We start from the raw sequence: 18061 nt of genomic DNA, 5'->3' as shown, positions 1-18061 counted from the left end.
CGGCGCTACCGTCGGAGCGCGTCCAGTTCCCTCACGCCGGTCTCCACGTCCCACTCGCGCAGTTCGTCGCCCTCGGCGTCGAAGACGAACTCCCCGGCGAACCGCTCGCCGTCGAGCAGGTGCGGCAGCCAGTAGCGGTCGTCCTCCCACATCTCGTCGTAGGGGACCGCGTCGTAGTCGTACCACTCGGGGTCGGCCTCCGGAGACGCCTCGGGCGTCCCCGCGAAGTCCTCGGCGCGGAAGACGTGGACGAACATCCGGGGGTCCTCACCGAACACGAACCGGAACTCGCCGACCTTCTCGGGGTCGCGGGGCGTCACGCCGATTTCCTCCTCGACTTCGCGCACGACGCACTCGCCGGGGGTCTCGCCGTCCTCGACCTTCCCGCCGGGACCGACCAGTTTGCCCTCCCCGAGACCGCGCTTCTTCCGGATGAGCAGCACCTGCTCGGCGTCGGGCCGCAGGAGGTAACACAGCGTCGCGTGTTGCATGGTCGGTGGCTCGGACTCCGTCTGAATAGCCCTGCTGGTTTCGTTCGCTCGGTGACAGCTCTATCACGGCGGCTGTTCGAATCGCCCCGAACCTGTCCGCGTACCCGTCGCGCCACCACGCCTACCCCGCTCGCTCCCGTCCGACCGACCATGACCGACGCGGACGACGAACGAGCCAGACCGGTCGGCGTCAACCACGTGGCGCTCGAAGTCGGCGACGTGGACGAGGCCCTCGACTTCTACGAATCGCTGTTCGAGTTCGAACTCCGGGGACGAGGCGAGTCGTCGGCCTTCGTCGACGCGGGCGACCAGTTCCTCGCGCTCTCGGAGACCGACGACCCCGGCGGCCCCGACGACCACCGCCACTTCGGTCTCGTCGTGGACGACCGCGACGCGGTCGAGCGGCGACTCGAAGCGACCGACGCCGACCGCGTCCCGTCCGGGAGCCTCGACTTCCGGGACCCGTGGGGCAATCGCGTGCAAGTCGTAGCCTACGAGGACGTCCAGTTCACGAAGGCCGACCACGTCCTCCGGGGGATGGGTCTCGAAGGCCTCGGAAAGTCCGAGTCCGCGCTCTCGGAACTCGCCGAGAAGGGCATGGCCCCTGAGTGAGTCACGCGCTCCGCGGGATTGATTATCGTCGGGGAACCAACACGAACCGATGATAGCAGTTTCACCGGATTACTGCCCCGACTGCGGGAGCGACCTCTCGACGACCGAGTTCGAGGACCGGGAGCGCGACTACTGCCCGTCGTGCGAGCGGACGTGGTGGCGACAGTCGGTGCCGACGACTAGCGTTACCGTCCGCGAGGCGGACCGCGTCCTGCTCATCCAGCGGTCCGCTGGCCGTGACGCCGGTCGGTGGGACCTCCCCGCTGGCCACCCCGAACACGACGAACCCGCCCGCGAGGCCGCCGCTCGCGAACTCCGGGAGGAGACCGGACTCGCGGTGGCCCCCGACGACCTCGACCTCGTGGGAACGGTGCTTTCGGAGGGACCTCGGGCGAACTACCGGTCGATAAACTACCGGACCGACCGCGCCGCGACCGACGGCGAGGTGACGGCCGGGTCGGACGCGGCCGACGCCCGGTTCGTCCCCGTCGAGTCGGTCCGGGCGGGCGACGTGGACGTTCGGAACCTCGGGCGACTCCGCCTGCGCGACTCGGGCGTGCTGGAGTAACCCGGCCACCCGAGTTTTCCCGCCGTCCGTCGTAGCACCGCCGATTCCGCGATGACCGACACCCACGAAGTCACGGTCACGTCCGTGCACCAGATGACCCCGACCGTCAAGCAGTTCGTCCTCGAATCCGACGGCTACCGGTTCGACTTCGACCCCGGCCAACACACGCACGTCCACTTCGACCGCGCCGAGAGTCCGGCGGTGGACGACGCGGAGCAGAGCGACGAGGAGGTCGTCCGGCCCTACACCGCGACGTCGATGCCCGGCACCGAGCGCGTCACCCTCGCCATCAAGCGGTACCCCGACGGCACCGCTTCGACGTGGATGCACGAGCGCGCCCCGGGCGACCGAATCGAAATCGAGGAACTGGACGGGAACCTCTACCTCCGCGACCTCGACGCGGACGCGGCGTTCGTGGCGACCGGCACGGGGGCCACGCCGATGATAGCGATGGCCAAGCAGTACGTGCGCGAGGCCACCGGGACGGCCCACTTCTTCTTCGGCGAGACGGACGAGGAACAGCTCTTCTACCGCGAGACGCTGGACCAGTTGGCCGCCGACTACCCGGACTTCGAGGTGACCTACGTCCTCTCGGAGGCCGACGAGGGATGGCGAGGACCCGAGGGCCACGTGCAGGACCACCTCGCGGAGTCTCTGGACGGCTTCGAGGAGCGCGACTTCTACGTCTGCGGTGTGCCCGAGATGGTGGTCGAGACCCGGGAGTACCTCGCGGAGCGCGGCGTGGACGACGACAGGGTCTACGTCGAGGGCTGGGAGGGCGACGAGGTGTCGGACGGGGAAGGCTGAGCTACTCCTTGCGAGCGTCGAGCGCGTCGCTCCTATCCGTCCTCGGGCGGGGTCGCCAGCGTGGTTCCGAGGACGTAGGCGGGCGCGCCGAGCAGTGCGCCGATGCATCCGAAGGCGACGAACACCACCGTGATGGGACCGAACGAGTGCACGGTCAGCGGAAGCGACCAGATTAAGACAGCCGCATACAGCGCGAGCGGCAGGAGGAAGGGACGGGGCGACGGCGTTCCGGCGCTCCGGCGGCGGTCGTGACCGAGCGGGAACTGGAAGACGAGCGAGAGCGACAGCAACAACCCGGAGACGACGACACTGCTACCGGAGGCGCGCCCGATGAAGCGGACCAGCGCCGCGGGGTCGAACCCCTGCTCCGCGAGGACTGCGACCGCGACGCCGACTGCCGCGGCGAGCCACGACCCGACAGTGTTGGGACGCCCATCGCGGAAGTGACGCCGAACGTGGGCGTGTCCGACCGAATACGCACCGAGCGTGAGGTACGCACCGGCGACGGCGTACAGCCACGGTGTTTTGCCCCGGATGAGCGGGACGAAAGCGGGATAGAGCGGATGGCCGAGGAAGTAGAGTCCGAGCGCAACGACGGCCGCAGCGGTCCGCTTCGCGCCGGTGGTCCGTTCGGTGAACGACCACTCCGAGACGCGAACGACCGCGTAGAGGACCCCCGTGACGACCAGCGACGGGAGAACGACGAGCGTACCCAGATTCGTCACGAGCGCGTTCACGTGATGGACGAGAGACAGGACTGGCATGGGTCTTTTGGACGCCGCCTGCTGGCCGACAGGCGGACGTCCGGTCGCGTGCCGTCCTCGGACACGCCTCGCCTCACTGGTTCACCGCGAACGGACTCTCGGTCTCCGTCCACTCCCACCCCGGCAGTCGCGTCTGGAACCCGGCCGCCAGCGCGGCGTCGAGGTCGTCCGCGCCCGCGGTCTCGCGGCCCTCCTCGGCGTGGACCGTCACGTCGGCGTAGTGGAACGTGGCCTCGGCGAGCAGTCTGAGGGGCTGATTCCCCGCGAGAGTTCCGGCGAGTTGTCGGCCGAGGAGTTCGTCCACCACGAACCCCGGGTAGTCACCTTCGACGTCGAGTTCGCGCAGGACGGCGACCATCGCGGCGACGTTGACCGCCCGGTCGCCGTCGGCGAAGACGGCGTCCACTTCCCGGCGATAGTCGTCGGCGCTCACCTCGTCTACCTCCGTGTCGAACAGGTCGCCGAGGTCCGCGCGAACGTCGTTCAGCAGGGGCACCACGACGTCGGCCCGGCCGCGGACCCACTCGTACTCGTCGGCGACGCGGTCACGAGTTACTCGCATGGTTCGGACGACGGGCGCGAGGGGTTTGGGTTTGCGCATTTTGAGAAGGCTTTTATAACATCGGGAACTAATGCCGCATAAGCGGGTTTTCCTGCGTCCCCGAGTGAGCGTTCGGTCTTCCCCGGTGTCACGGGGACGAGGGCGACTCGCCGACACGCGAGTTTCAACACCCCGCGGAGAAGCGAAATCTATGCTGTGCTGTACTCTACGTCGTAGTCCTGATGGCAGTCCGACCGGTCCGACGTTCGTCCGCGAGCAGGGAGTTCGCGGCGGCACGGACCTGTCAAGAGTGACTGCACGGCCCAGAGGACAGCACGGACAGACGGAACGACTTTTTCACTATGAGTAAAGTAGACCAGCAACTCGAGGACCTGCGAGCAGAGATTACGAGCGAGTTACCGAGCGACATCTCGGTGTCGGACGTGAAGTACGAAGGCCCGGAACTGGTCGTGTACACGCGCGACCCCAAGAAGTTCGCCCGGAACGGCGACCTCATCCGGCAGTTGGCCAGCCAACTCCGCAAACGCATCACGGTCCGACCCGACCCCGACGTGCTGTCCCGACCCAAAGACGCCCGGGACCAAGTGCTCGACGTCATCCCGGAAGAGGCCGGTGTGACCGACCTCGACTTCCACGCCGACACCGGCGAGGTCGTCATCGAGGCAGAGAAACCCGGCATGGTCATCGGCAAGCACGGGTCGACCCTCCGAGAGATAACTCAGGAGGTCGGCTGGACGCCCGAAGTCGTCCGCACGCCCCCCATCGAATCCTCCACCGTCTCGAACGTCCGGAACTTCCTGAAACAGGAGCGCGACGACCGCCGCGACATCCTCGAAAAGGTGGGTCGCCAGATTCACCGCGAGGAGATGTCCGACGACGAGTACGTCCGGGTGACGACGCTCGGGTGCTGTCGGGAGGTCGGTCGCGCCTCGTTCATCCTCTCGACGCCCGAGACCCGCATCCTCGTCGACTGCGGCGACAAGCCGGGTGCCGAAGGCGAAGTGCCGTACCTCCAAGTCGAGGAGGCGCTGGGCGCGGGCGCGAGCACCATCGACGCCGTCGTCCTCACGCACGCCCACCTCGACCACTCGGCGCTCATCCCGCTCCTGTTCAAGTACGGCTACGACGGCCCCATCTACACCACCGAACCGACCCGCGACCTGATGGGCCTGCTCCAGTTGGACTACCTCGACGTGGCGGCCAAGGAAGGCCGCGCGCCGCCCTACGAGTCCGAGATGGTCCGGGAGGCCATCAAGCACACCATCCCGCTGGAGTACGGCGACGTAACCGACATCGCGCCCGACGTGAAACTGACCCTCCACAACGCGGGCCACATCCTCGGCTCCGCGGTGTCGCACTTCCACATCGGCGACGGCCTCTACAACGTCGCGTTCTCGGGCGACATCCACTACGACGACACCCGACTGTTCAACGGCGCGGTCAACGACTTCCCGCGGGTCGAGACCCTCATCCTCGAATCGACCTACGGGGGCCGCAACGACTACCAGACCGACCAGGAGGACTCCGAGCAGCGACTCAAGGAGGTCATCAACGAGACCTACGAGGAGGGCGGGAAGGTGCTCATCCCCGCGTTCGCAGTCGGTCGGTCTCAGGAGATGATGCTCGTCCTCGAAGAGGCGATGCGGAGCGGCGACATCCCCGAGATGCCGGTCCACCTCGACGGCATGATCTGGGAGGCGACCGCCATCCACACCACCTACCCCGAGTACCTCCGCGACGACCTCCGGGACCGCATCTTCCACGAGGACGAGAACCCCTTCCTCGCCGACCAGTTCAACCACATCGACGGCGGCGAGGAGGAGCGCCGCGACGTGGCCGACGGCGACCAGTGCATCATCCTCTCGACGTCCGGCATGGTCACCGGCGGCCCCATCATGTCGTGGCTCGAACACATCGGCCCCGACCCGGACAGCCGCATGGTGTTCGTCGGCTATCAGGCGCAGGGGACCCTCGGCCGACGCATCCAGAACGGCTGGGACGAGATTCCGATGAACCGCGGCGGCGGCCGCGGCCGCAACGGGAAACTGTCGCTGAAACTCGACGTCGAGACCGTGGACGGCTTCTCCGGCCACGCCGACCGACAGGGCCTGATGAACTTCGTGAAGACGATGAACCCGCGACCCGAGAAGGTGCTGTGCGTCCACGGCGACGAGTCGAGCGTCCAAGACCTCTCGTCGTCGCTCTACCACGAGTTCAACATGCGGACGTTCGCGCCGAAGAACCTCGAGACGTTCCGGTTCAAGTAGAGAGCCGTTCCAGTTCAGTAGACGCCCGGCGCCAGCGCCTCTGTCCGGTACTCGCCCCGGGCGAACCCACGTCGCTGACGGCGGGAGCCTGCTTCTCCGCGGTTCCGCAGTGGCGCTGCAGTCCGGGACTCGCCCGGTCGGAGGTCCGAGCCATCGCCGACCGACGTGACACCGTGAGTGAGTTCGTTCGAGCGAGTAAATCGCGTTCGAGGTCGGCCCGCTACGTCCCGTCCTCGACCGACGAAGCCCACTCGGGCCACTTCTGGCGTTGGGCCCCGTCGAACGAGGGGTCGCCCGACATGGCCTTTATCGAGCGAGCGTCGTCCAGACTCCAGACGGCCCCGTCCTCGTGGAACAGTCCGTTCAGGACGCCGTGTTTCCGCTGTGCCGGAACGAACGCGGGCTTGACCATCAGCGACCAGAAGAAGTTACCGAACCCGGCCTCGTGAATCAGCGGCGCGAGCGACGAGTAGTTGGAGGACTTCTGGTCCTCCGGCGGTTCGGAGGCGAACCCCGTCGCGTGGCGGACGCGCTGCCACTCCGAGAGCCACACCGGGACGTCTAGGTCGTCGGCGACGTCCCTGTTCGACCGGAGCATGTCCTCGTAGACGGCGGGACTCTCGGCGAAGTTGTAGTGGAACTGGAACGCGTCCACGCCCCAGTCGGCGTACGTCGAGTTGTTGGCCATGCTCGTGGACCCGACGGTGAGCGCCACGTCGCCTTGGAGTTCGTCGGCGGTCTCGTACATCCCGTGGGCGAACTGCTGGACGTACGACCGCCAACCGGGTTCGTTCATTATCTCGATGGCCAGCAGGCGGTCGTCGTCCCCGAAGTGGTCCACGAACCACCGGACGTACTCCCGCGGTTCGTCCCACCGCTGCTCGGTCCGCATAATCTCGGACGACGGTTCGCGCACGCCGGTCGCGCTCCGGGGGTCGGTGTCGTGGAGGCGCTGCTTCGTCGGTTCCTTCCCGGCGAAGTCGAACAGGCCGAGCAACACCTGCTGGCCGTTCTCGTCGGCGGTCGAGAGGAAGTGCTCGACGTTCTTCCGGAGGGTCTCTGGCTCCTCGCGCCACGCCTCCAGACTCGTCCACGTCCGAATCGCGTTGAGGTTCACCCTGCTGGCGTACCCGAGGTCGCGCTCGATGACGTCCGGGTCGTAGTCGGCCCACTGCTGGTAGAAGTTGAACGCCCTCGCGGGGATGTAAATCGCGCCGCGCACGTCCAGCGGTTCCAGCTCGGTCTGGTCGATGCTCGACGCCGTCTCCGCGGGCGAGTTCGCCGTCGCGTCGCCGCGGTTCGTTCCGTCCGACCGATTCGTCGTCCGACTGCCGGTCAAGGAGCTACAGCCACCGAACCCGACGAGAGTCGCTGCGGCGCTAGAGGTCAGGAACGCGCGCCGCGAACAACGGTCCCCCATACACCTGCCACCACAGACGTATCAATAATTGTTGTTGCCTGTCTCGGGAGTGTCTCCGGACCGGTAGGCTACCGGAGTTCGAAATCGAAGCCGTCCGCGGCGGTGGCGTCGTCGCCCGCGACGGCGCTCGCGACGCCCGCGCCAAAGGCGTAGGCGACGGCCCGAGAGCCGCCGCGGAGTCGTTCCATCACGCCGCGTTCGGGTTCGAACTCCTCGACGGTCACGTCCTCGACGCCGAGGTCCGCGGCGAGGCGCTCCTCGACCTGTCGCTTGGTGGCGAGTTCGTCCACCAGTCCGATGGACTTGGCGTCCTCGCCGAGGTAGACTCTGGCCTCGGTGTCCCGGACCTGCTCGTCGCTCAACTCCCGACCGTCGGTCACGCGCTCGACGAACTCCTCGTAGTAGCCGTCGATGATGCCCTGCAGGTACTCGCGCTCGTCCTCGGTCATCTCCTTGAGCGACTGACCAGCGTCCTTGTACTCGCCCGCCGCGAGGCGCTCGTACTCCAGTCCGAGTTTGTCGGCCATCCCCTTGGCGTTGACTCGCGACCCGATGACGCCGATGGAACCGACGATGCTCCCCTCGCGGGCGTAGATGTCGTCGCACCCGCTGGCTATCCAGTAGCCGCCGCTGGCGCAGACGTCCGTCGCGTAGGCGACCGTCGGCCCGTCGAATCGCTCGGCCGCGAGTCGGATGTCGTCGCTCGGCACCACCTCGCCGCCGGGCGTGTTGAGTCGCAGGAGGAGCGCCTCGGCGTCGCCGTCCTCGTCGGCGCGCTCTATCTGCTCGACGACGTCGCCAGCGGGCGTCCCGCCGGGCCGGGGTGGAATCGTGCTTCCGCCGCCGTCGCGGGTGATGGGACCTTCGACGGCCACCTCCGCAACGTCGTAGTCGCTGATCAGCCCCGAGGCAACGCGCCCGGCCGCCCGCGCTCCGAGCGCGCCAGCGACGACCACCAGCACGACGCCGACGAGTCGCGCGAGGTTGCCGTCGGGAACGTCCACGAACAGGAACCAGCCGAGTACGACCGCCGCGGCCACGCCGAGTACCACGACGAGCGTCTGGAGGACCCGCGAGCTATCGGCCACGGTCGCTCACCTCGATAAACTGCATATCACCGAGTGGGGCCGCGCGCGCCGTTAAGGCTTCGCTCGGCGACAGTTCTGCTCGCTACCGGGGACGACTCGGAGCGCCGCGGTCGAAACGGCTCAGAGGAACGCGACCGTGGATCCGACGAGGAAGATGGTCACGAGGAGTCGCCCGACGCTCCCGGCGAACGTCGCCAGCGCGAACTTGACGTAGTCCTCTTCGAGGACCGCGAACGCGTAGATGGAGAGCGTGTCGGGGAAGAACGGAACCGACAGCGCCAGTGCCATCCCGACGTACCCCCACTTCCGGGCGAGTTGGAGCGTCTTGTTCTCGGACCACTCGACCACGTCGAAGCGCGAGCGTCGGAGGAACCTGATGACGGGTCCCGACTCCTTGGCCTCCTGTCCGATGTGGAACGCGAAGACGCTCCCTGCGGCCTTGCCGACCGCGCTGACGAGGATGATGAGCGTGAGGCGCTCGGCCTGCGTGAGACCGAGATCGAGCGGCGCGGCCAACACGACTTCGCTCACGCCGGGGAGCGCGAAGGCGATGAGAAACGAGTAGGCGAAGATGATGGCGAGACCGACCCACCCGGTCGTCGTCTCGACGGCGTGTTCCAGCCATTCGAACGACCCGAGGGCGAGGCCGTCGAGCAACGCGAGGGTGGGGAAACCGAACACAGTCGGATAGAGGCCGAAGCACGGTTATGAGCTTTTTGTCTCGGCACAGGTGAGTTCGGTGACAGGGCGCGTCTCGGAACGGCGTCCGGGGCGGCGAACAGACTCATCCCTATCCGGACGTTACTCGGTTGCATGTTCGACCACGACTACACGCTGGTCGCGCACCCGCGACTCCGCGCGGAACTCTCCTACCGGAGCGACGACGGTGACCTCGCGGCCGCGACCGTCCGCCTCGACTACCGACGGGACGAACTATGGACCGACGACGGTACGGCGGTATCGCTACCCGAAGAGACCGAGGTCTCCGGCGTCGAGTGGCAGGGCCTCTCGATTTCGCTGTATCGGGACGGCGAGCGCGTGCTGGCCCGTGAGTTCTCCAACTCGCTGGTCTCGAACGCCGCGGACGCGGTGGACGCCGCCGAGACGGTCGCGCCCGCGCTGGTCCGTCGCGGCCGGGACGCCGCGAAGCGAATCACCAGCAAGCGGTCGGGCGGTCGGGTCGAGATGACCCAACTCGACGGGTCGACGGTAGAGGCGCTCGCCCCGCCAGCGCAGGCCACCTTCGAGGTGTACGAGGGCAAGGACGGGAAGTGGCGCTGGCGACTCGTCCACGACAACGGGAACGTCGTCGCCGACTCCGGACAGGGCTACTCCTCGAAGCGGAGCGCCGAGAAGGGCCTGCGGAGCGTCAAGCGCAACGCGCTCGGCGCGCCGGTCGAGGCGGTCGGCGGCGAGACCGAACGCGACGTGCGGTCGGGGGCCGACGCCGAGAGCGGGCCGGACTCGGGGACCGAGAGCGAACCGGGGAGCGACGCCGACTCCGGGTCGGGCGGCGACGCCGAATCCGCCGAGTCCTGAGCGTCGAGGGGCTTCGACCCGCCGACCGCGGAGTCGGTGTCACGACTCGGGGGAGAACACGTAGGAGTGTCGAATATCCACGTCGTACAGCAGGGCGCCCTCCGGCATCCGGAAGAGTCGCCACGAGAGGTAGAGGTCCCCGATTGCGCCCGAGGTGTTCACCGCGAGGACGAGGAACGCCGCGAGCGCGACCGGGAGCGGCCCGGCGAGCAGCGGCGTCAGGACGACGGTGAACACCGCGAGCGGCGCGAGCGCGACCGCGACGTTGTCCCGGCGTGTCTGGAACTGGCCGAACACCGCGGGAACGAGTTCCCGCGAGCCCTCGTTCGCCAGCGCTCACGAGGATGCGGCGGCGTACGCCGCGCCCACGTTGAGCGCGAGTCCGTACTTCACTCGATAGCCCAGCAGGTGATAGACCGCTCCGCGGACCAGTTCGTGGACGACGATGGTCGCGACCGACAGCGCGGCGACGACCCCGATTCCGACCGGTCCCACGGTGAACTCGACGGGCGTCCCGCCGCGGAGCGCGTGCATCAGTCTGCCGAATCCGGTGACCGCGAGGACGAACAGCACCAGCGACCCCAACGACAGCCACAGGCCGGGATAGGAGAACTCGGTCGGGTCGCCGTAGCCGTCGGGCGACTCGGGCGGACCGGGCGTCGGCGAGGCGGGCGGCGCGTCGGCGGCGGACCGGGCGGAGGGACGATTCGTCATCGCCCCGACAGACGGCGGACGGACGGAAAACAGTTTGTCCGCGAACCGCCCCGTCAGAGCGCGTCGAGGTCGGCCACGAACGATTCGAGCATCTCGCGGGTGACGTGGGGCATGCAGACCACCCGTAGCTCTCCGGACGCGGTGGGCGAGACCCGCCACCCCTCCGACCGGAGGGTCTCTATCTCCTCGCGCGGGATTTCGGCGGCGACCAGCGGCAGGACCGGGTCCACGACCGAGTAGCCCCGCGATTCGAGGGCGTCGGCCACCCACTCGGCGTTCGCCTGCCCGCGCTCGTAGTTCTCGCGGTAGCCCTCGGGCCACAGCGCTTCCATGGCGGCGTGCGCGCCCGCCACGCCCGCGCCGCTCCGGGTCCCCGTCAGGGTGGCCTGCGAGGTGGATTCGAGGTACGGCGTATCGACCGCGAGCGCGTCCAGAATCGCCTCGTCGCGCGCGAGGAAGCCCCCGGCGGGCACCGGCGCGCGGCCCATCTTGTGCGGGTCGATGGCCATCGTATCGACCGGCGCGTCCTCGAAGTTCCACGCCCAGTCGGTGAACGGGAGGACGAACCCGCCCCACGCCGCGTCCACGTGGAGGAGCGCGTCCGCGTCGGCGGCCGCGTCCGCGAGCGCCGGAATCGGGTCCACTCGACCGTACTCGGTCGTCCCAGCGACGCCCACCACGAGCGCGGTGTCTTCGTCGGCGAGTCGCCGGACGTCCGCGAGGTCTGCGCGCCGGTCGTCGTCGGTCGCGGCGAGGCGCAACTCCACGTCGAGCACGTCGGCCGCCTTCTGGAAACTGAAGTGGGCGCTCTCGGGCGCGACGACGTTCGGGTCGGGCGAGTCGGCGAGGTTCCGGGCCGCGCGCACGGCCTGCAGGTTGGCCTCGGTCCCGCCGCTGGCGACGTAGCCGTGCGGGTCGGCCAGACCAGTCATCTCGCCGAGCGTCTCGACCGCCTCGCGCTCCAACTCGGCGACTGCGGGGTAGGTCGTGGGGTCGCCGGGGTTGTCCGCGAGGTATCTGGCGGCGGCCTCGCGGGCGTCGGGGTGGGGTTCGGTACACATCGACGAGAGGACCCGCCCGAAGTCCTGGGGCGCTCGCTGCATGTTCGGTAAATTTTGTCGGGAGCGTTTATCCGTTCTGTTCTCGACCGCCCGCGAGACGCGTCGAGCGAGTCGCGCCGCGGGGCTTTGGAGTCGGGAAGCGCGCCGCGACCGACTCCGGCGGGGTCGGGCCAGTACCCCTATGCCGACCGCTACCGTGCGACAATTCGAACCATGGAGGAGTCTTCGTCACGGGAGATAGCACTCACCGCCAGCGAGACCGGCACCGTGCTGGAGGCGCTCGAACAGCACGAATCGGACGCGACCGACGCCACCGAGACCGAACTCGACGACCTCGAATCGCGGTTCGACCGCGACCTCGGCGACGGCGAGGCCGCCGAGGTCGAACTCACGCGGGCCGACGCCCACGTCGTCCTCTCGGCGCTGGAGGAGCGCGAACCGCTGACGAGCGGCCGCGACCGCGAGAAGTTGCTGGCGCTCCGCGGTCGGTTCGCCGAGGCGTTCGAGTTCGACGACCGCGTCCCCGAAGGGGCGGAACCGATGGAGGACGAGCGCTACCCCGGCGGAACGTAGTCGAGTCCTCGCGGCGGCAGAGAGACGAAATCGTCGCGACGACGGTGAGGAAGAGAGAGTGAAGAAGTGAGGTCAGGCTTCGACGGTAAGTTCGGCCTCGCGGAGCGCCTCCTCGGCGGAGCGTCCGTCGTGGACGACCGCGGCGACCGCCCGCGCGATGGCCTCGGGGTCGTCGTGCTGGAAGATGGACCGACCCATCGAGACGCCCGCCGCGCCCGCGTCCATCGCGCCGCGGACGGCGTCGAGGGTCGCGCGGTCGCCCTCGGGTTCGCCGCCCGCGATGATGACCGGCTTGGCGGTCGATTCCACGACGCGCTCGAAGCTCTCGGCGTCGCCGCTGTAGGCGGTCTTCACGAGGTCCGCGCCGACCTCCTCGGCGAGTCGGACCGCGTGGCCGAGGCTCTCGGCGTCGTGTTCGTCCACGCCCGGACCGCGGGCGTACGCCATCGCCAGCACGGGCATCCCGTAGTCGTCGGCGTCGTCGGTGACCTCGGCGAGTTCCTCCACCTGTTCGCGCTCGTACTTGCTCCCGACGTTGATGTGGAACGAGACGGCGTCCGCGCCCGCGCGGACCGCCTCCTTGACCGTCCCGGTCATCCGCTTGTCGTTGCTGTCGGGACCGATGGTGGTCGAGGCGTTGAGGTGGACGAGGTAGCCCGCGCCGTTCTTGTTCGGGTGGACGCGGGGCGCGATGCCCTTCTGCGTGAGGACGGAGTCCGCGCCGCCGCGAGTCACCGCGTCGATGGTCGATTCGATGTCCACGAGGCCGTCTACGGCCCCGAGCGTGATGCCGTGGTCCATCGGGACCATTACGTACTTCCCGTCTGTGCCGATTCGGTCGAGTCGTGCTCGGATTCCGGCGGTCATAGTATGTGAAACTGTGGCAAGTGGTGGTTAAGTTCGTTCTGGTTCCGGTACTTTCTCGCCGCCTTCCACCGCGCCCTCCTTGAGTTCGCGGGCCTTGGCTTCGAGTCGGTCGGCGACCGACTCCCCTTCCGCAACGATGTCCACGAACGCGCTCCCGACGACGACGCCGTCCGCGCCGCCCGCGACGATTTCCCGGGCGTGTTCGCGCTCGCTGATGCCGAAGCCGACCGCCTTCGGCAGGTCGGTATCGTCGAGTCGGTCGAGACTGCCGTGGGTCTCGCTGCTCACGTCCGACCGCGCGCCCGTCGTTCCCAGTCGCCCCTGCACGTAGACGAACCCGGACGCGCGGTCAAGCATCCGGCGGAGTCGCTCGTCGGTGGTGGTCGGCGCGACGATGAACACGAGGTCGAGACCGTGCGCCTCGCAGGCCTCCTTCAGCGGGTCGCTCTCGTCCACCGGCAGGTCCGGAACGACGAGTCCCGAGATGCCCGCCTCGGCGGCGGCCTCCACGAAGGGTTCCACTCCGTCACGTCCCTTCCGGGAGCCGTACTGATAGATGAGATTGTAGTAGGTCATGCAGACCAGCGGGACGTCCACGTCCTCGCGCAACGCCGCCACGAGGTCGAAGTAGCGGTCGGGAGTCATCCCCCCGTCGAGCGCCCGGCGGATGGCCTGCTGGATGGTCGGTCCCTCCGCGATGGGTTCGGAGAACGGCAGACCGAGTTCGATCACGTCGGCCCCGCCGCGGACGAGCGCCCGGACGTACTCCTTGGTACTCTCTGCGTCGGGGTCGCCCGCCACGACGTACGAGACCAGCGCCGGGTCGTCGGCGAAGGCGGCCTCGACGTCGCTCTCGTCGGACACTTCGGTCTCACTGGCCATTCTCGAACACCGAAGCGACTCCTCGGTCGCTTCGAGCTCCGATTCGTCTTCGCTCATCGGAACACCTCCATCGTCGGGGCCGCGTCGATGTCGCGGCGCTCGCTCTCCTCGATGACCGTGTCGAGGTCCTTGTCGCCCCGACCCGAGACGTTGACGACGACGAGGTCCCCGAGGTCGTCCGGGGCGTCGCCGAGCGCCGCCGCCTCCAGATACGCCAGCGCGTGACTCGACTCCAGCGCCGGGATGATGCCCTCCATCCTCGAGAGTCGGTGGAACGCTTCGAGCGCGGCGTCGTCGCCGACGTTGACCGGCGTCACCCGGCCCTCGTCGGCGAGGTAGGCCAACTCCGGACCGACGCCGGAGTAGTCCAGCCCCGCGCTCACGCTGTGGGATTCCAGAATCTGCCCGTCCGGATTCTGGAGGAGTTTGGTGCGCGCGCCGTGGAGGACGCCCTCGTCGCCCGTCGAGAGCGACGCCGAGTGGGGCGCGAGACCCTCCTCCTCATCGATGGTCAGCGAGGACCCGCCAGCCTCGACGGCGTAGAGGTCCACGTCCTCGTCGCCGACGAACTCGTGGAACGCGCCCATCGTGTTCGACCCGCCGCCCGCGCAGGCGACCACGCTGTCGGGGAGACGGCCCGCGTGGTCCCGGACCTGCTCGCGGGCCTCTTCGCTGATGACCGACTGGAAGTCCCGCACCATCTTGGGGAACGGATGTGGTCCCACGACCGACCCGATGACGTAGTGGGTGTCCTCGACGTTGGTCGCCCAGTCGCGCATCGTCTCGTTGATGGCCTCCTTGAGCGTCCCCGACCCGATGTCCACCGGGTTCACCTCGGCGTCGTGGATGCGCATCCGGAAGACGTTGGGACGCTGTCGGTTGATGTCGGTCCGCCCCATGTATATCTCGCAGTCGATGCCGAGGTGCGCGCACGCCATGGCGGTCGCGGTGCCGTGCTGGCCCGCGCCGGTCTCGGCCACGATGCGCTCCTTGCCCATGTACTTCGCCAGCAGGACCTGCCCGAGCGCGTTGTTCAACTTGTGCGCGCCGCCGTGGAGCAGGTCCTCGCGCTTGAGGTAGACCTCCCGGTCGTACCGCTCCGAGAGTCGGTCCGCGCGCTGGAGGGGCGTGGGTCGTCCGCCGAACTCCCGCAGGCGCTCGCGGAACTCGTCCACGAACCCGTCCTCGTTGTCGAGAACGTATCGCTCGTACGCGTCTGTCAACTCTTCGATGGCGGGCATCAGCGCCTCTGGGACGTACTGGCCGCCGTAGTCGCCGAATTTAGATTCGCTACTCATGTCTGTGTCACCTCTGCGTTCGCGCTCGCGTCAACCGCCGCGTGTTCTCCGTAACTGTTTCGAGAGACTCGGCCCCTCGGCCGCCGGAGGGGGACTCCGAAACGCCGTCCATTATCGCGCTCCCGACGAGCAGGCCGTCGGCCCCCGCCTCGACCATCCGGCGGGCGTCGTCGGGCGAACCGATACCGCTCTCCGCGACGAGGGTCACGTCGTCGGGCGCTTGTGGCGCGACCGTCTCGAAGGTTTCGAGGTCCACCTCCAACTTCGCCAAGTCCCGGTTGTTCACGCCGATTAGCTCCGCGCCCGCCGCGACCGCTCGCTCCAACTCCGCGGCGTCGTGGACCTCCACGAGCGGTTGGAACCCGCGCTCCTCGGCGGCGGCCACGAGGTCACCGAGGTCCTCGCCGACGAATCGGGCGATGAGCAGGACCACGTCGGCCGCCACGGTGTCGAGTTGGCTCTCGCGCACGACGAAGTCCTTCCGGAGGACCGGCACGTCCACTGCCTCGCGGACTCGCCGCAGGTTCTCGGGCGACCCCCCGAAGTGGTCCGGTTCGGACAGCACCGAGAGCGCGGCCGCGCCGCCCGCTACCATGCGCTCGGCCAGTTCCACGGGGTCGGCGTCGCGGGTCCCGTCGGTCGTCGGACTCGTGGGCTTCACCTCTGCGATGACCGGGACGCGCCCGTCGGTCTCCGCCCGAGAGAGGGCCGCGGGGAGCGACCGAGCATCGACCGAGAGCGGCCCGCCCTCCGGGTCGCCGCGGGCCTCCGCGGACCGGAGGATGGAAGCGACCGCGGGCGCGAGTTCCTCGCTATCGTTCATCGTTGTGCATTAACGGACGGAATTGTACATAAGGCTTGCGTCTACCCGGACCGCGGTCGGGGAGTTCGGAACTCGAATCAGAATCAGACCTTCTCGGAGTTCGGCACGCACGGAGAACAGGACGTCACGCCGACGGACCCGAAATCGGCCTCAGGTCGGCGGTCGGCGACGGGAGGTCGGCCATCTCGCTCGCGTGTCGGCGTCGGAGCGACTCGTACCGCGCGACGAACCGGACGAACGCCTCGTTCGACCGGCGCTCCTCCGCCGACGTTACGGCGCGGAGAACCCGGTATCGCTCCGCGAGCGCCGCGCAGGTCCGGACCGCCGGGTCGGCCGAGGAGAGCGCCTCGAACCGTTCGATAGTCGCGCGGAACTGGTCGCGGGAGACGGGTTTTCGGAGGTACACGTCCACGGGCGCGTCCGCGAGGTCGACGGTCGGGGTCGCACTGGTGACGAATCCGGTGAAGCGGTCGCCGTCGGCGAGACGCGCGACCAACTCGCGTCCGGTGGCGTCGGGCAGTCGCCGTTCGGTCAACACCGCGTCGAACTCCTCGCCGACCGTCGCGAGCGCCGCCTCGGCGTCGGCGACGGCCGACACCGACCCGACCTCCGAACACCACTCGTCGTAGAGCGCGCGGAGCGTCGGGTCGGCGTCGACGAGGAGAACTGTCGGTCCGGATTCACGCCCACCCATAATTCCGACCACGAACTCGACGAATGATAAACCCCGGCGGCTGTTCCCGCCTCCGGGAATCACCTTACAACATTTGAGTGACAGAAAATAAGGTCCCGACGTGGCCGAAGAAGGTACCCCAGAGGCTGTCTTGGAACTGTTGGACGGGTACACCTGCGCGATTCTGTCCGCGGCGAGTTCGCGTCCGGTGTCCGCCAAGTCGATACGCGAGGCGTTCGGCGTCCCCGACTCGACGCTGTACCGTCGTCTGCCGCGACTCGTCGAGCGCGGACTTCTGACCGAGCGTACACGCATCGACGACGACGGTAACCACTACCGAGTGTACGAGTCCCGCATCGAGCGAGTCGTCTTCGAGGTCGCCGACGGCACGGCGACCGCCCGGGTCTCGACGGCAGACGACGACCGGACTCGGGTCGAGACGTGGCGGTTCGACTGACGGACGCTCGCGGAATCTTCAAGTCCGGACCGGCCGAATCCCGGGGTATGGACGACACTGTCGAGGCCGAGGACCCGAGCGACGTCGCTGGCATCTTCGCGCGCGATTCGTCGTATCTGGAGCGATACGTCCAGTTGGGAGTCGCCAGCGGGCGCGTCCTCAGCGTCTCGTTCCCGGACACGCCCGACGAGCAGGCCCGGACCGACCACGACCTGCTCGACCGCATCTTCGACTACCTCGACGCCGTCGAGGAGGACGATTTCTCGGACGTGACCGTCGCGCTCACGGTGCCGACCGACCAGCGCCGCGTGCTGGAACGCGTCCGAGAGATTCCCTACGGAGACCAGATAAACGTCGAGACGCTGGCCCGGATGACCAGCGGCGTGGACCACACCGACGAGGACGACCTGAACACGGTCCGGACCGCGCTCGACCGGAACCCCGCGCCGCTGCTGATTCCGGACCACCGAGTCCGCGACGGCCCGAGCGCCGCGCCGCCCGCGGTCGAACAGAAACTCCGGTCGCTGGAGGGACTGTAACCCCGGTCGCTCGCGCTTTGCCTCTCGCGTCACCCCCACGCATCAGTTAGTTTTTC

General features: G+C 68.3%; 22 protein-coding genes. 8 read left to right on the top strand and 14 right to left on the bottom strand.

The window, feature by feature from the left end; translation table 11 throughout:
* Nucleotides 1-5: 5 nt before the first annotated feature.
* Nucleotides 6-491 carry an 8-oxo-dGTP diphosphatase gene (locus NGM06_RS09700; RefSeq protein WP_254266767.1) on the bottom strand — a complete coding sequence of 162 codons (486 nt, stop codon included), beginning with the start codon at nucleotides 489-491 and terminating at the stop codon, nucleotides 6-8.
* A gap of 150 nt (nucleotides 492-641) precedes the next feature.
* On the opposite strand from NGM06_RS09700, the gene NGM06_RS09695 reads away from it, so the two are divergent.
* Genes NGM06_RS09695 through NGM06_RS09685 form a run of 3 tightly spaced genes read left to right on the top strand, consistent with a single transcriptional unit; the run spans nucleotide 642 to nucleotide 2478 of the window.
* Entirely contained in the window at nucleotides 642-1103 is a 462-nt protein-coding gene (locus tag NGM06_RS09695) for a VOC family protein (RefSeq protein ID WP_254266766.1), read from the top strand.
* Between the two features lie 49 nt (nucleotides 1104-1152).
* Entirely contained in the window at nucleotides 1153-1671 is a 519-nt protein-coding gene (locus tag NGM06_RS09690; RefSeq protein ID WP_254266765.1) for an NUDIX domain-containing protein, read from the top strand.
* A 51-nt stretch (nucleotides 1672-1722) separates the two neighbouring features.
* Nucleotides 1723-2478 carry a ferredoxin--NADP reductase gene (locus NGM06_RS09685; protein ID WP_254266764.1) on the top strand — a complete coding sequence of 252 codons (756 nt, stop codon included), beginning with the start codon at nucleotides 1723-1725 and terminating at the stop codon, nucleotides 2476-2478.
* A 32-nt stretch (nucleotides 2479-2510) separates the two neighbouring features.
* On the opposite strand, the gene NGM06_RS09680 is transcribed toward NGM06_RS09685, so the two are convergent.
* Nucleotides 2511-3242 (bottom strand): hypothetical protein, encoded by a 732-nt coding sequence (locus NGM06_RS09680; RefSeq protein ID WP_254266763.1) that lies wholly within the window; start codon nucleotides 3240-3242, stop codon nucleotides 2511-2513.
* A gap of 73 nt (nucleotides 3243-3315) precedes the next feature.
* Complete coding sequence (locus NGM06_RS09675) at nucleotides 3316-3804, bottom strand: DUF7984 family protein (RefSeq protein WP_254266762.1); 489 nt, start codon at nucleotides 3802-3804, stop codon at nucleotides 3316-3318.
* Nucleotides 3805-4145: 341 nt separating this feature from the next.
* Between NGM06_RS09675 and NGM06_RS09670 the strand changes: the two genes are divergently transcribed.
* A complete protein-coding gene (locus NGM06_RS09670; protein WP_254266761.1) occupies nucleotides 4146-6071 on the top strand; it encodes a beta-CASP ribonuclease aCPSF1 in 1926 nt (641 codons plus the stop codon).
* Between the two features lie 220 nt (nucleotides 6072-6291).
* Here the strand turns inward: NGM06_RS09670 and NGM06_RS09665 are convergent, their stop codons facing one another.
* The 3 genes from NGM06_RS09665 to NGM06_RS09655 form a co-directional block, all read right to left on the bottom strand.
* Nucleotides 6292-7491, bottom strand: a complete 1200-nt coding sequence (locus NGM06_RS09665; protein WP_254266760.1) for a glycoside hydrolase 5 family protein — start codon at nucleotides 7489-7491, stop codon at nucleotides 6292-6294.
* Nucleotides 7492-7559: 68 nt separating this feature from the next.
* Nucleotides 7560-8579, bottom strand: coding sequence for a signal peptide peptidase SppA (sppA, locus tag NGM06_RS09660; RefSeq protein WP_254266759.1), 1020 nt, complete (start codon nucleotides 8577-8579; stop codon nucleotides 7560-7562).
* Nucleotides 8580-8699: 120 nt separating this feature from the next.
* Nucleotides 8700-9260, bottom strand: coding sequence for a YqaA family protein (locus NGM06_RS09655; RefSeq protein ID WP_254266758.1), 561 nt, complete (start codon nucleotides 9258-9260; stop codon nucleotides 8700-8702).
* Nucleotides 9261-9392: 132 nt separating this feature from the next.
* On the opposite strand from NGM06_RS09655, the gene NGM06_RS09650 reads away from it, so the two are divergent.
* Nucleotides 9393-10118: an HVO_2922 family protein gene (locus tag NGM06_RS09650; protein ID WP_254266757.1), complete on the top strand. Its 726-nt coding sequence runs from the start codon at nucleotides 9393-9395 to the stop codon at nucleotides 10116-10118.
* Nucleotides 10119-10157: 39 nt separating this feature from the next.
* On the opposite strand, the gene NGM06_RS09645 is transcribed toward NGM06_RS09650, so the two are convergent.
* The 3 genes from NGM06_RS09645 to mfnA are packed head-to-tail and all read right to left on the bottom strand — an operon-like array spanning nucleotide 10158 to nucleotide 11935.
* Nucleotides 10158-10415, bottom strand: coding sequence for a DUF3267 domain-containing protein (locus NGM06_RS09645; protein WP_254266756.1), 258 nt, complete (start codon nucleotides 10413-10415; stop codon nucleotides 10158-10160).
* 39 nt (nucleotides 10416-10454) lie between these two features.
* Entirely contained in the window at nucleotides 10455-10832 is a 378-nt protein-coding gene (locus NGM06_RS09640) for a hypothetical protein (RefSeq protein WP_254266755.1), read from the bottom strand.
* A 53-nt stretch (nucleotides 10833-10885) separates the two neighbouring features.
* Nucleotides 10886-11935, bottom strand: coding sequence for a tyrosine decarboxylase MfnA (gene mfnA, locus NGM06_RS09635; RefSeq protein ID WP_254266754.1), 1050 nt, complete (start codon nucleotides 11933-11935; stop codon nucleotides 10886-10888).
* Between the two features lie 171 nt (nucleotides 11936-12106).
* Here mfnA and NGM06_RS09630 point away from each other — a divergent pair, with 171 nt between their 5' ends.
* Nucleotides 12107-12466: a hypothetical protein gene (locus NGM06_RS09630; protein WP_254266753.1), complete on the top strand. Its 360-nt coding sequence runs from the start codon at nucleotides 12107-12109 to the stop codon at nucleotides 12464-12466.
* Nucleotides 12467-12538: 72 nt separating this feature from the next.
* On the opposite strand, the gene NGM06_RS09625 is transcribed toward NGM06_RS09630, so the two are convergent.
* From NGM06_RS09625 to NGM06_RS09605, 5 genes are all read right to left on the bottom strand, one after another.
* Nucleotides 12539-13333 (bottom strand): 2-amino-3,7-dideoxy-D-threo-hept-6-ulosonate synthase, encoded by a 795-nt coding sequence (locus NGM06_RS09625; protein ID WP_254266752.1) that lies wholly within the window; start codon nucleotides 13331-13333, stop codon nucleotides 12539-12541.
* Between the two features lie 27 nt (nucleotides 13334-13360).
* Nucleotides 13361-14215, bottom strand: coding sequence for a tryptophan synthase subunit alpha (gene trpA / locus NGM06_RS09620; protein ID WP_254270014.1), 855 nt, complete (start codon nucleotides 14213-14215; stop codon nucleotides 13361-13363).
* A 53-nt stretch (nucleotides 14216-14268) separates the two neighbouring features.
* On the bottom strand, nucleotides 14269-15513 hold the full coding sequence (trpB, locus tag NGM06_RS09615; RefSeq protein WP_254266751.1) for a tryptophan synthase subunit beta: 1245 nt from the start codon (nucleotides 15511-15513) through the stop codon (nucleotides 14269-14271).
* A 7-nt stretch (nucleotides 15514-15520) separates the two neighbouring features.
* Nucleotides 15521-16336: an indole-3-glycerol phosphate synthase gene (gene trpC / locus NGM06_RS09610; protein WP_254266750.1), complete on the bottom strand. Its 816-nt coding sequence runs from the start codon at nucleotides 16334-16336 to the stop codon at nucleotides 15521-15523.
* 124 nt (nucleotides 16337-16460) lie between these two features.
* Nucleotides 16461-17030 (bottom strand): response regulator, encoded by a 570-nt coding sequence (locus NGM06_RS09605; RefSeq protein WP_254266749.1) that lies wholly within the window; start codon nucleotides 17028-17030, stop codon nucleotides 16461-16463.
* 100 nt (nucleotides 17031-17130) lie between these two features.
* Between NGM06_RS09605 and NGM06_RS09600 the strand changes: the two genes are divergently transcribed.
* Together NGM06_RS09600 and NGM06_RS09595 are read left to right on the top strand one after the other, a co-directional pair.
* Entirely contained in the window at nucleotides 17131-17466 is a 336-nt protein-coding gene (locus NGM06_RS09600) for a winged helix-turn-helix domain-containing protein (RefSeq protein ID WP_254266748.1), read from the top strand.
* A 47-nt stretch (nucleotides 17467-17513) separates the two neighbouring features.
* Nucleotides 17514-18005 carry an MGMT family protein gene (locus tag NGM06_RS09595; RefSeq protein ID WP_254266747.1) on the top strand — a complete coding sequence of 164 codons (492 nt, stop codon included), beginning with the start codon at nucleotides 17514-17516 and terminating at the stop codon, nucleotides 18003-18005.
* Nucleotides 18006-18061 lie beyond the last annotated feature (56 nt).

The organism is Halorussus aquaticus (assembly GCF_024218795.1).
Taxonomy (GTDB): Archaea; Halobacteriota; Halobacteria; order Halobacteriales; family Haladaptataceae; genus Halorussus; species Halorussus aquaticus.
This window is presented reverse-complemented; position numbering and strand designations above follow the sequence as displayed.